This window comes from Agromyces sp. NPDC029043 (assembly GCF_055564615.1).
On sequence record NZ_JBVHVX010000001.1, the window covers coordinates 129332 to 142511 of the forward strand.

9 protein-coding genes are annotated in these 13180 nt (G+C 72.2%); 2 read left to right on the forward strand and 7 right to left on the reverse strand.

The genetic code is table 11. From position 1 onward, the window contains the following. Window positions 1-124: 124 nt before the first annotated feature. The 4 genes from exaC to ACZ4TW_RS00640 form a co-directional block, all read right to left on the reverse strand. Complete coding sequence (exaC, locus tag ACZ4TW_RS00625) at window positions 125-1648, reverse strand: acetaldehyde dehydrogenase ExaC (protein ID WP_465539155.1); 1524 nt, start codon at window positions 1646-1648, stop codon at window positions 125-127. A gap of 107 nt (window positions 1649-1755) precedes the next feature. Next, on the reverse strand, window positions 1756-3045 hold the full coding sequence (locus tag ACZ4TW_RS00630; RefSeq protein ID WP_465539157.1) for a GAF domain-containing protein: 1290 nt from the start codon (window positions 3043-3045) through the stop codon (window positions 1756-1758). Between the two features lie 78 nt (window positions 3046-3123). After that, entirely contained in the window at window positions 3124-4278 is a 1155-nt protein-coding gene (locus tag ACZ4TW_RS00635) for a PrsW family intramembrane metalloprotease (protein ID WP_465539158.1), read from the reverse strand. A 9-nt stretch (window positions 4279-4287) separates the two neighbouring features. Then, complete coding sequence (locus ACZ4TW_RS00640; protein ID WP_465539159.1) at window positions 4288-5709, reverse strand: FAD-binding oxidoreductase; 1422 nt, start codon at window positions 5707-5709, stop codon at window positions 4288-4290. 130 nt (window positions 5710-5839) lie between these two features. On the opposite strand from ACZ4TW_RS00640, the gene ACZ4TW_RS00645 reads away from it, so the two are divergent. Together ACZ4TW_RS00645 and ACZ4TW_RS00650 are read left to right on the forward strand one after the other, a co-directional pair. Beyond that, complete coding sequence (locus tag ACZ4TW_RS00645; RefSeq protein ID WP_465540228.1) at window positions 5840-7288, forward strand: AlkA N-terminal domain-containing protein; 1449 nt, start codon at window positions 5840-5842, stop codon at window positions 7286-7288. A gap of 95 nt (window positions 7289-7383) precedes the next feature. After that, entirely contained in the window at window positions 7384-8259 is an 876-nt protein-coding gene (locus ACZ4TW_RS00650; RefSeq protein ID WP_465539162.1) for a fumarylacetoacetate hydrolase family protein, read from the forward strand. 24 nt (window positions 8260-8283) lie between these two features. Here the strand turns inward: ACZ4TW_RS00650 and ACZ4TW_RS00655 are convergent, their stop codons facing one another. The 3 genes from ACZ4TW_RS00655 to ACZ4TW_RS00665 form a co-directional block, all read right to left on the reverse strand. Continuing rightward, complete coding sequence (locus ACZ4TW_RS00655; RefSeq protein ID WP_465540231.1) at window positions 8284-9717, reverse strand: aspartate ammonia-lyase; 1434 nt, start codon at window positions 9715-9717, stop codon at window positions 8284-8286. Between the two features lie 245 nt (window positions 9718-9962). Then, on the reverse strand, window positions 9963-11339 hold the full coding sequence (locus ACZ4TW_RS00660) for an adenylate/guanylate cyclase domain-containing protein (RefSeq protein ID WP_465539164.1): 1377 nt from the start codon (window positions 11337-11339) through the stop codon (window positions 9963-9965). Window positions 11340-11437: 98 nt separating this feature from the next. Further along, a complete protein-coding gene (locus tag ACZ4TW_RS00665) occupies window positions 11438-13006 on the reverse strand; it encodes an amino acid permease (RefSeq protein WP_465539165.1) in 1569 nt (522 codons plus the stop codon). Window positions 13007-13180 lie beyond the last annotated feature (174 nt).

Here is a 13180-nt window from a genome sequence, read left to right on the forward strand (position 1 = left end):
AGACTCGTCGCCCCGTAGAGATGTCGGCATTGCCACACCACAGGGCGACGAGTTTTTTCGTGCGGCAGGCGTGGAACGCCGCCCTGTGGCGGGGTCTCTGCGGCGGCGGCCCGCGCCGACCGGATCAGAAGAACCCGAGCGGGTTCTCGCTGTAGCTGACGAGCAGGTTCTTCGTCTGCTGGTAGTGGGCCAGCGCCTGCTTGTTGTTCTCGCGGCCGATGCCGGAGGACTTGTAGCCGCCGAACGCCGCTCCCGCCGGGTAGGCGTGGTAGTTGTTCACCCACACCCGGCCGGCCTGGATGTCGCGCCCCGCGCGGTACGCCTCGTTGCCGTTGCGGCTCCACACGCCCGCGCCGAGGCCGTACAGCGTGTCGTTCGCGATGCGGATCGCGTCGTCGTAGTTGCGGAAGCTCGTGACCGCGACGACCGGCCCGAAGATCTCCTCCTGGAAGAGCCGCATGCGGTTCTCGCCCTCGAAGATCGTCGGGGCGACGTAGTAGCCCTCGCTGAGGTCGCCCCCCAGGTCGACGCGCTCGCCGCCGAGCAGCAGCCTCGCGCCCTCCTGCTTGCCGATGTCGATGTAGCCGAGGATCTTCTGCAGCTGGTCGTTCGAGGCCTGCGCGCCCACCTGCGTCTCGGTGTCGAGCGGGTTGCCCTGGCGGGCCTGCTTCGTCCGCTCGATCGCGTCGTCGAGGAACGTGTCGTAGATCGAGCGCTGGATGAGCGAGCGGCTCGGGCAGGTGCACACCTCGCCCTGGTTGAACGCGAAGAGGCTGAAGCCCTCGAGCGCCTTGTCGTAGAACGAGTCGCGACGGTCCGCGACGGACTCGAACACGATGTTCGGGCTCTTGCCGCCGAGTTCGACGGTCGACGGGATGATGTTGTTCGACGCGTACTGCAGGATCAGCCGGCCCGTCGTGGTCTCGCCGGTGAACGCGATCTTCCGGATCCGGTTCGATGACGCGAGCGGCTTGCCCGCCTCGACGCCGAAGCCGTTGACGACGTTGACGACACCCGGCGGCAGCAGGTCGGCGATGAGTTCCATGAGCACGAGGATCGACACCGGCGTCTGCTCGGCGGGCTTGAGCACGACGGCGTTGCCCGCGGCGAGCGCCGGCGCGAGCTTCCACACGGCCATGAGCAGCGGGAAGTTCCAGGGGATGATCTGGCCGACCACGCCGAGCGGCTCGTCGAAGTGGTACGCGACGGTGTCCTCGTCGAGCTGGGTGAAGCTGCCCTCCTGCGCGCGGATGAGGCTCGCGAAGTAGCGGAAGTGGTCGCTCGCGAGCGGCAGGTCGGCGTTCAGGGGCTCGCGGATCGACTTGCCGTTGTCCCACGTCTCAGCCACCGCGAGCCGCTCGAGGTTGGCGTCGATGCGATCGGCGATGGCGTTCAGGATGCCGGCGCGGTGCGCGGCGCTCGTCCGGCCCCATGCCGGCGCAGCGCGGTGCGCGGCGTCGAGCGCGGCCTCGATGTCGGCCGCGGTGCCGCGGGCGACCTCGGCGAACGGCTTGCCGTTCACGGGCGAGATGTCCTCGAAGTAGGCGCCCTCGACGGGCTTCACCCACTCGCCGCCGATGAAGTGCTCGTATCGCGGCTTGAACTCGATCAGTGCGCCGGCGGTGCCGGGCGCGGCGTACACGGTCATCGTGTCTCCTCGTGACGTCGTCGTCATGCCCTCGGAGTGGGGCGTCCGCCACGCTAGGCGTGTGGGCGTTGCGCCCCGGTTGCCCGAGGGTTGCAGGGAGGTTGCACTCAGCGCAGGGCCGACTCGATCCGCTCGAGATGGGCGACGACCGACGCGCGCCGCGGCGAGCGCGCGGGCAGCACCTCGAGCAGGGATCGCCAGAGCTCGGCGTCGTAGCGGTGCTCGTCGCGCTCGGCGAAAGCGAGCAGGAGGTCGGGTGAGGCATCGGCGAGCATCGACTCGCGCAGCCGGCCGGCCAGCTCGTCGCGCAGTTCCACGATGCCGGGTGCGGTCGAGGCGGGCAGGATCGGGCCGGGATAGCGCTCGAGCGCCTTGCGCAGGGCGCCCTGCCCGATGAGCTTGGCCACCCGGGCGGCGTCGAGATCGAGCTCGCGGCCGAGCCGGTAGGGGCGCGACTCGAGCGGCGGCTCACCCGCCGCTTCGAGGACGCGACGCAGCCGTGCGATCTCGGCACGCAGGGTCACGGGCGAGGCATCGCGTTCGTAGAGCTGGGCCGCGAGGCGCTCGGCGCCGATGCCGCGCGGGTCCGACGCGAGCAGCGTGAGTATCTCGGCATGGCGCGGGCTGAGCTCGTGCTCGCCGAGCCGTGGACGTCGCTCGCCGAGCACCGTGAGCTGCGTGCGCTCGGACGCGGGCACCGCACGGATGCGCGACCGGCGGATGGTGGCGCGCACGGCCGTCTCGAGGCTCGCGATCCGCAGCTCGGCCTCGACCGCGGCGACCGTGGCCGACACGAGCGAGAGCGCGTGTGGAGCGACCGCGAGGTCGGTGCCCGTGATGTCGATGACGCCGAGCAGCGCCCCGGTCGCCGGGTCGTGCACGGGCGCGGCCGTGCAGCTCCACGGGTGCACGATGCGGTTGTAGTGCTCGGCGCCCCGGATCTGGACCGCGCGGTCGAGCTCGAGCGCGGTGCCCGGAGCGCTCGTGCCGATGCGCGCCTCCGACCAGTCGGCCCCTGCGACGAACAGCATGTCCTCCGCGCGACGCCGCAGGTGCGGGTCGCCCTCGACCCAGAGCAGCCGGCCCTGCGCGTCGCCGACCGCGACGACCAGCCCGGCGTCATCGGCTCCGTCGACGAGCAGCCGGCGGATGACGGGCATGACGGGCGCCAGCGCATGCGAGGCGCGATACTCGCGGAACGCGCCGTCGTCGAGCTCGAAGGCGGGCAGCGCGCGTTCGGGGTCGATGGCCCCGCGGATGGCCCGTTCCCAGGACTCCCGGACGACCGGGCGGAGGCTCAGCGGCACGACGCCCGTCGCGAGCGCATCCTCCTGGGCGCGCAGCAGCCGTTCGCGCAGGTCTTCAGACCCGCGTCGTCGCGCTGGATCGCTCGGCACGCGCACGCCGTCTCCGATCGCCCTCGATTCCGGATGCCGCAAGCATAGACCGGCGCGCGCGCTCGCCCGAGCGTCGGATCAGGCCGAGATCGCGCGCCGGTCGCGCGCGACCGCGTCGAGCAGCACGCGCTCGTCCTCGAAGCGCCGCACGTCGGCGCGACCGGTCGCGAGCGCGTTCCGCGTGAACGCCAGGCGCGTGGCATCCGCGATGAACCGCTTCACCTCGGCCGTGCGAGGAGGCCGCTGCGCGCGCGCCCACTCGAGCGCGGCGCGCCGGCCCGACGGCGACGAGAGCCCTTCGACCTCGTCGGGGTTGAACCATCCGGCGGCGGCGTACTCGGCCAGCCGGGTCCGGGTGACGCGCTGTTCCTCGCGGCGCAGCAGGAGCGTCACGACGATCGCGGCGATGAAGATCGGCACCTGCACGGTGAAGTAGAGCGCGAACGCGTCGGCGAAGGCGAGCGAGCCGTTCCAGAACGCGTGGAGCAGGATGGCGGCCGCCAGGCCGAGCAGGAACCAGCCGATCACGCCGGCTCCGCCGCCCCTCCGGGCGGCGATGCCGATCGCGATGCCGGTGCACGCCGTGAAGAGCACGTGCGCGAACGGCGAGAAGATGCCGCGCAGGAGGAAGGTCATGCCGAGCTCGCCCGCCCCGCCCTCGATGAGTGCGACGCCGAAGTAGAGGATGTTCTCGGTGAACGCGAACCCGGCCGCCACCGTAGCCGCGTAGACGAGCCCGTCGACCGGGCCGTCGAAGTGCGAGCGCGAGAACGCGTAGATCAGCAGCACGCCGACGCCCTTCGCGAGCTCTTCGACGATCGGCGCCTGCACGACGGCGCCCATCACCTCGCTGCCGGTCACGCCCTGCGGGCTCGTGAGCGCGCTGAACAGCTGCACCCCGAGGTCGACGACCAGGGCGACGGCGACCGAGACGGCTGCGCCCCACAGGAAGGCGAACCAGAGGGCCCAGCGCGGCTCGGGCTCCCATCGGTCGACCCAGCGCACCGCGAGCAGCACGATCGCGAGCGGCACCAGGGCGAGCAGCGTTCCGGTCGCCACGACCGAGACGCCGAGCGAGACCGCCAGGTAGCCGAGCACGAGGAGGCCGACGAGCAGCGCGATCGCGAACGCCACGACCCAGCCGGCCCCGACGCCGCGGCGGGGCGGCGCGGCCGGCTGCCATGCGGGCACGTGCGACTGGGGTCCGGGGGCGGGCGGCGGCGTGAGGCTCACGCCCGCAGCCTAGCGAGCGCCGGCGTCATCGCCGCCGCGCCCCGCGGGATCGAACATCACGCCCGGGTTGAGGATGCCGCGCGGATCGAACACCTGCTTGATGCGCCGTTGCAGGTCGACCGAGGCGTCGCCCACCTCCTCGGCGAGCCACCTCCGCTTGAGCAGCCCCACGCCGTGCTCGCCCGTCAGCGTGCCGCCGAGCCGCACGCCCGTGCGGAACAGCTCGTCGGCCGCGGCCCAGATGCGCTCGGGCACCTCGTCGCCCTCGAACACGAAGTTCGGGTGCAGGTTGCCGTCGCCGGCGTGCGCGAGGGTGGGGATCTCAACGCCGTAGCGGGCGCCGATCTCGGCGATCGCCCGGAACATCTCGGGCAGTCGCGACCGCGGCACGGCCACGTCCTCGATGAGCACGTTGCCGCGCGCCGCGAGCGCCGGGTGCATGGCGCGACGGATGTCGAGCAGGCGCTCGCCCGTCGCGGCATCCGTCGACCGGGTCACGCGACCCCCCGCGGCCTCGAAGACGCGCGCGATCGCCCTGGCCTCGTGGGCGGCGTCGCCCGCGTCGCACTGGGCGAGGAGGAAGGTCTCGCCCGGCGCGAAGTCGGCCAGTGGCGTGCCGGCGAGCGCCGCGGCGCCGAGGTGCTCGGTCACCCTGGCCAGGCCGACCGGGTCGATGAGCTCGAGCAGCGCGGGGCGGATGCGCGCGGCCGCGACGCCGCCGACCGCAGCGCCCGCGGCCTCCACGTCGGGGAATGCGGCGGCCACGGTGTGGGTGTCGCCGCGCACGAGCGGACGCAGGCGCACGGTCGCCTCGACGATGACCGCGAGCGTGCCCTCCGACCCGGTCAGGAGCGCCGTCAGGTCGTAGCCCGTCACGCCCTTGACGGTGCGGTGCCCGGTGCGCAGCAGCGTGCCGTCGGCGAGCACCGCGGCGAGTCCGAGCACCGACTCGCGGGTGACGCCGTACTTCGCGCACAGCAGTCCGCCGGCGTTCGTCGCGATGTTGCCGCCGATCGAGGAGATGGCGCGGCTCGCGGGATCGGGGGCGAACCAGAGCCCGCGCTCGCGTGCCGCGCGGTCGAGGTCGCCGTTGAGCACGCCGGCCTCGACGACGGCGAGCTCGTCGACCTCGGACAGCTCGCGGATGCGGTCCATGCGCGAGAGGTCGAGCACGATCGAGCCGTCGCTCGAGATCGCCCCGCCCGCGAGCCCGGTGCCCGTGCCGCGCGGGACGACCGGCGTTCCGGTCGCGCTCGCGACGCGCATGACCGCCTGCACGTCGGCGACGGATGTCGCGTGCACGACCGCGAGCGGCGGGTGCGCGCTCCGCCAGCCCGACCGGTCCTCGCGGACGGCGTCGATCACCGGTCCGTCGACGACGACCCGGTCGCCGAGGAGGGAGCTGAGCTGGCCGACGGCGTCATGGGTCATGCCGCCAGCGTACCCGCGCAGCCATGTCCGATTCCCGCTACCGCTCGTCGTCGGCGCATGCGACGCTGGACGCGTGACCACGACCGCCGACCCGCTCGCCGACCCGGCCTTCGCCGAACGCTACCGCGCGATGCTCGCGCGCGACGCCCGCTTCGACGGGCAGTTCATCACTGGCGTGCACTCGACGGGCATCTACTGCCGCCCGAGCTGCCCGGCCGCTCCGCCGAAGCCGACGAACGTGACCTTCTACCGCACGGCCGCCGCGGCGCACGAGGCGGGCCTGCGCGCGTGCAAGCGCTGCCTGCCCGACGCCGTGCCCGGCTCGCCCGAGTGGGACCTCGACGACGACCTCGCGGCCCGCGCCATGCGGCTCATCGCCGACGGCGTGGTCGAGCGCGAGGGCGTGCCCGGCCTGGCCGGACGCCTCGGCTACACGCCCCGCCACCTCACCCGCGTACTCGCCTCCGAGCTCGGCGCCGGTCCGCTCGCGCTCGCCCGCGCGCACCGCGCGCAGACCGCCCGGGCGCTGCTCACCTCGACCTCGATGCGCGTCTCCGACGTCGCGTTCGCGTCGGGCTTCGGCAGCATCCGCCAGTTCAACGACACCATCCGCGCCGTGTACGAGCGCAGCCCCCTCGAGCTGCGCGCGACGTCGCGAACCCGGTCGGCGCGAGCGGCCGAGCCGCCCGCGGTGGGCGCGCCCGACGCCGGCGTCGTGCGGCTTCGCCTGCCGGCGCGACCCCCGTTCGACGCGGCGGGCGTGTTCGCCTGGCTCGCCGACCGCGCGCTCCCGGGCGTCGAAGAGGCCCGACCCGGCCATTACGAGCGCACGCTCGCGCTGCCGACCGGCCCGGCGCTCGTGCGCCTCGCGGCGGCACCCGACTCCCCCGCGCTCGACGTCGAGGCGCGCCTGGCGAGCCTCGCCGACCTCGCGCCGCTCGTGGCGCGCGTCCGTCGGCTCTTCGACCTCGACGCCGACGCCGTCGCGATCGACGCCGCGCTCGCCGCCGACCCCGTCCTGGCGCCTTCCGTCGCCGCCGTCCCGGGCATCCGCATGCCCGGGACGCTCGACCCGCACGAGCTCGTGGTCCGCGCGCTCGTCGGGCAGCAGGTGTCCGTGGCATCCGCGCGCACATCGCTGACGCGGCTGGCCGACGCGCTCGGCGACCGGGTCGAGTTCGACGGACGCACCCGCACGCTCTTCCCCACTCCCGAGGCGATCGCCGCGCAGGGCCACGCCGTGCTGCGCGGGCCGGCGTCGCGCATCCGGACGATCGTCGACGTGTGCACGCGGCTCGCCGCGGGCGAGCTCCTCGTGGCACCCGAGCGGGAGCGCACGGAACTCCGGGCCGACCTGCTCGCGGTGCCCGGCATCGGGCCGTGGACCGCCGGCTACCTGGCGATGCGCGTGACCCGCGAGCCCGACGAACTGCTCGTCTCCGACCTCGCGCTCCGCAACGGCGCGGTGCGGCTGGGGCTCCCGGGCGAGGCGAGGGCGCTCGCCGCGCGCGGCGAGGCCTGGGCACCGTGGCGCAGCTACGCGTCGATGCACCTGTGGCGCGCCGCGGCATCCGCCTGACCACCCGCCGCCTTGTCGCCCGTGGGGAGCGTTCCGCCGGTTTCGTTGTACGCCGCGCACAGCGACCGGCGCGGTGCGCCCGATAGCCTAGACGGGTGAAGTTCGCACACCTCCGAGTCGAAGGCCAGACGACCCCACGACTCGCGGCGGTGATCGGCGAGAACGCGATCTTCCTCGACCAGGTCATGGGCGATGCGCCCGCCGACCTGCAGTGCCTCATCGAGCGCGGCGCCGATGCGCTCGGCGACGTGCGCGCCGCCGTCGATACGGCGGTCGCGAACGGCACGCCCGCGACGCCGGTCGCCACGCTGCGGCACTCCTCGGCGGTGCTCCGGCCGGCGCAGGTGCTCGCGATCGGCGCCAACTACGCCGCGCACGCCTCCGAGCTGAAGCTGCGCTCCGAGTCGGCCATGACGATCTTCTCGCTCTGGCCCAACTCGCTCTCCGGGCACGGCATGACCACGACCTGGGCCGGCGACGTCGCCACCCAGGTCGACTACGAGGCCGAGTTGGGCGTCATCATCGGCCGCCCCGCGAAGGACGTGCCCGTGCGCGACGCCCTCGACTACGTGTGGGGCTACACGGTCGTCAACGACATCACGGCCCGCGACATCCAGTTCAGCGAGGCCCAGTGGTCGCGGTGCAAGTCGTTCGACGGGTTCACGCCCACCGGCCCGGTCGTCGTCACGGCCGACGAGGTCGCCGACCCGCAGGACCTGTGGCTCACGACCAACGTCGACGGGCGCATCCTGCAGGATGCCTCGACGAACGAGATGGTGCGCAGCGTCGCCGAGATCATCTCGTACCTCTCGAAGACCGCGACGCTGCCGCCCGGCACGCTCATCTCGACCGGCAGCCCGGGCGGCGCCGGCTACTCGCGGAACCCGCAGGTGTTCCTGCACGACGGCTCGACCGTCACGGTCACGATCGAGGGCATCGGCTCGCTGACCACGCACTGCCGCGTGGTCTGAGCGAGCCGACGCCGCCCGCTCGGATCAGTCGGGCTCGGCGTGGCGCTCGACGATCCGGATCGCCTGCGTGATCGGCGCGACGCCCGACAGGCGCGACGGCGAGAGCTCGCGGGTGACGTCCTCGCGGGTCATGAGGCCCGACTCCACGACGAGGTCGGCCACCGGGCGCCCCGTCGAGAGCGCGACCTTCGCGAGCTTCGCGGCCTCGGTGTATCCGATGAACGGGATGAGCGCGGTGATGACCCCGACGCTCGACGCGACCTGCGCCTCGAGGCGGTCGGTGTTCGCGGTGATCCCGTCGACGCAGTTGACGCGCAGGGTCCAGCACGCCTGGCGCATCCACGTGATCGACTGCAGCAGCGAGTGCGCGATGACCGGCTCGAACGCGTTCAGCTGCAGCTGCCCGCCCTCGGCCGCCATCATGACCGTGACATCGGCGCCGGCGACGGCGTAGGCCACCTGGCTCACGGCCTCGGGGATCACCGGGTTCACCTTGCCGGGCATGATGCTCGAGCCCGCCTGGCGCGGGGGCAGGTTGATCTCGGCGAGGCCGGCCTGCGGCCCCGACGAGAGCAGGCGGAGGTCGTTGCAGATCTTCGAGAGCTTGATGGCGCTGCGCTTGAGCGCACTCGAGAAGGTCATGAAGACGCCGGTGTCGCTCGTGGCCTCGACGAGGTCGGGCGCGGTCTCGAACGGCTGGCCGGTGATCTCGCTGAGGTGCCGCACGACCGCGGCCGCGTAACCCGGGTCGGCCGTGATGCCGGTTCCGACCGCGGTGCCGCCGAGGTTGACCTCGGAGAGGAGCTTGATCGTCTCGCGGAGGCGCGCGATGTCCTCGCCGAGCGTGGTGGCGTAGCCGTGGAACTCCTGGCCGAGCGTCATCGGCACGGCATCCTGCAACTGCGTGCGGCCGACCTTGAGGACCTCGTGGAACTCCCGGCCCTTGCGGCCGAACGAGATGCGCAGCTGGTCGAGCTCGGTGAGCATCGTGGTGAGCGACGCGGTCATCGAGAGCTTGATCGCGGTCGGGTAGGTGTCGTTGGTCGACTGGCTGCGGTTGACGTCGTCGATCGGGTGGACGATGTCGTAGCGCGCCTTGGGGTAGCCGGCGATCTCGAGCGCGACGTTGGCGATGACCTCGTTCGCGTTCATGTTCGTCGACGTGCCCGCGCCGCCCTGGATCACGCCGACCACGAACTGGTCGTGGAACTCGCCGTCGATGATGCGCTGGCAGGCCTCGTCGATCCAGACCTGCTTCTGCGGCTCGAGGGCGCCGAGCTCCTTGTTCGCGCGCGAGGCGGCCTGCTTGACCTGCGCGAGTGCGGCGACGAGCTCGGGGTACACCGAGATCGGGCGCTTGGAGATCGGGAAGTTCTCGAGTGCGCGCTTGGTGTGCACGCCCCAGTACGCGTCGGCGGGCACCTCGACCGTGCCGAGCGAATCGGTCTCGGTGCGCATGGGCCCCTGCTGGTGCGAGATCACCTCGTCCTCCGATCGCTGAGTCTCGACGCTGCGGTCATGTGGTCGGGTCATCGACACGGGTGGCTCCATCGCCTCGGGGATGCGCGGGATCACCGCGCGGATCTTCCTCCGAGCCTACCGCCGGGGGTCGCGGCGGCGTCGGCCGGCGGGCGGACGGTTCGTGCGTGAAGCGCGACCGGCTCGCACGAATCGTGCGCGCGGTGCACGGCGGCGGCGTCGCGTTAGGGCAGACCCCCGACCGCGAACAGCCGCCACTCGTCGGGCACGCCCTTGAGCGCGTGCGACCCGCGGTCGGCGAAGCGGATGCCCGAGCCGACCACCAGGTCCTTGACCGTCCCGGAGACGAGCACCTCCCCGCCGACGGCGAGCGCCATGACCCGTGCCGCGATGTGGACGGCGATGCCGGCGACCTGGCTGCCCTGGAGCTCCACCTCGCCGCTGTGCAGCCCCGCACGGATCTCGATCCCGAGCGAGCGGACCGCCGCGGCGATCTCGGTCGCGCACCGCACCGCGCGCGCCGGACCGTCGAAGATCGCCAGGAACCCATCGCCCGTCGTCGCGATCTCCCTGCCGCGATACCGGTCGAGGTGCGCGCGGACCAGTTCGTCGTGGGCGGACTTGAGGTCGAGCCAGCGTTGGTCGCCGACGCGCGCGGCGAAGTCGGTCGACCCGACGATGTCGGTGAACAGGACGGTGGCGAGGATGCGGTCGTCGGGCGGCGCCGGCCGGTCCCCGGTCAGGAACTCCTCGACCTCGTCGAGCACTCCCTCGGCGTCGACGAACGGCGGGTACCAGTCGGCTCCCTCGACCTCGACGTACCGCGCGCCGGGGATGTGCTCCGCGAGGTAGCGCCCCATCGCCGTCCGGTAATGCCGGTTCCCCGCCTTGTGGAGCACGAGCGTCGGGACCTGGATGCTCGGCAGCACCGACCGCACGTCGACCTGGAGCACCCAGCCGTAGATCCGGGCCGCCGTGGCCGGGGTCGCCGAGAGCCGCATGTAATGCCGGGCCCAGCGCTGCAGGTGCGGATCGTCGGCGACGCTCGGGGCCGAGAGCCCCAGTGCCGCGTCGGTGGCCCAGCCCTCCTTCCACGAGACGAGCAGGCGCTCGGCCACCGACTCGGGCATGCCGATCGGATAGTCGTCGGCGCGCAGCATCCGGGCGAAGGTGTTCACCAGGACGAGGGCGCGCGTGCGCTGCGGGTACGTCGCGGCGAACATCATCGCCATCGGGCCGCCCTCCGCGTCGCCCAGCAGCGCGGCGCCCTCGGAGCCCGCGGCCTCGAGGACGACGCGCGCGTCGTCCATCCAGTGCTCGAGGGTCGGCAGGGCCCCCATCGAGACCGGGTCCGAGATGCCGGCGCCCCGTTTGTCGAAGCAGATGACGCGCGCGAACCTGCCCAGGCGGTCGAGGTACCGCGCCATCGACGGGTGCTCCCACATCACCTCGATGTTGCTGGCCCAGTTCCCGATGAGCAGGAGGTCGTGATCGCCGCGGCCGAACACCTGGTAGGCGACGTAGCCGTCCTCGCTCTTCGCGTACGCAGGTTCGGGCGCGACGGCCGTCCACGACGGTGCCCGCGGTCCGCTCGGGTCCATGGCGTCCCCTCCCCCGAACGTCAGCGTAATCCCGCGATGCCGGCCATGGCGTCATCGCGCGGTGGGACGCCCCCACGTCCCACCGCCCGATGGTGTGCTCAGCCCTTCGACTCGTCGGTTGCGTCGACGCCGTCGGAGGCGAGGATCTCCTCCTCGACCTTGCCGCCGTAGCCCTCGGCCTGCGGATCGCCGTGGAGCCCGCCCGAGACCGCGTACTCCTCCTCGGGCGAGAGCACGAGGTGGTTGCGCCCGTAGACGCCGAAACCGATGAGCATCACGGCGTAGACGACCGCGATCGCGATGATCGCCGGGACGAAGGTCGGGTTGAGCAGGAAGCCGAGGAAGATGAGCGCCGAGATCGCCGCCGCGATGATCGCGCCGGGCACGCCCCACGGGCTGCGGTAGGGCCGGCTGGCGTTCGGGTACTTCCGCCTGAGGATCACGTAGGCCACCATCTGCAGCAGGTAGGCGAGCACCGCGCCCCAGACCGCGATGTTGAGCACGATCGCCCCCGCCACAGCCCCAGCGCCCTCGGCGTCGACCTGCGCGAGCACGTCGAGGACCACGAGCGCGATGAAGCCGATCACGGCGCCGGCCACCAGCGCGACCCAGGGCGTCTGCCGCTTTCCGGTGAGCGAGAGGAACTTCGGGTAGTAGCCGGCGCGCGAGAGCGAGTACATGTTGCGGCCGTAGGCGAACATGATGCCCTGCAACGAGGCGAGCAGCCCGATGAGCGCGAAGAGGGCGAGCACCGCGGCGAGCTCGTCGCCGACGATCGCGCGGAACCCGTCGAGCAGCGGCTCGCCGGCCACGCCGGTCGCCTCCGCACCGAGCACGCCCGTGTTGAGGAAGAGCACGAGCAGGCCCGTCACGATCAGGGTGGCGCGCGCGATGATGCCGGCCCGCGGGATGTCCTTGACCGGGTTGTGCGACTCCTCCGCCGCGAGCGGGAGCTCCTCGATGCCGAGGAAGAACCACATCGCGAACGGCAGCGCGAAGAGGATCGGCAGCACGCCGTGCGGCAGGAACGCGGTCTGGCCGGCATCGGGTGCGATGTCGAAGAGCTTGTCCCACGAGAACTGGCCCGAGAAGATCGCCATGACGCTGAAGACGAGCAGGATCGCGATCGAGATGATGGACACCACGATCGCGAACTTGAACGAGATGTTCGCGCCGGCGGCGTTGATGCCGATGAAGACCGCGTAGAGGATGATCCACCACAGCCATCCGGGCATCGAGAACCCGAGCAGCTCGCTCGTGATCGCGTCGGCGTAGGACGCCGAGAAGAAGACGATGACCGCGGTCGTCGCGACGTACTCGATCGTCTCGGCGAGGCCCGTCACGAACCCGCCCCACGGGCCCATCGCCGCACGCGAGAACGAGTACGCCCCGCCCGTGTGCGGCATGGCCGAGGACATCTCGCCGATCGAGAAGATCAGGCCGTAGTACATGACCACGAGGATCGCGAAGGCGATGAGCATGCCGCCGAAGCCGGCGAAGTCGATGCCGAAGTTCCAGCCGGAGAAGTCGCCGGAGATGACCGCGGCGACGGCGAGGCCCCACAGGCCCCACACGCCCGCCGAGCGGGTGAGCTTGCGTTTCTCGAAGTATCCCTGGTCGGCGGTCGTGTACGTCACGCCCGAGACCTTGAGGGTGTCTTTCGCCATGGCGCTCCTGTTCGTCATCGCGCGGGCCTCTGGGGGGCGGGCGCGGGGTGCGATGCTGATGCGCCACATGATATGGGCGTAATGGTCGCCCGTACAGACCTTTTTCCGGGGGCCATGATCCCGCTCGTGCGGAAACAGGGCGCGGGACTGCTGGTCGCGAATGGGGCGACGTGG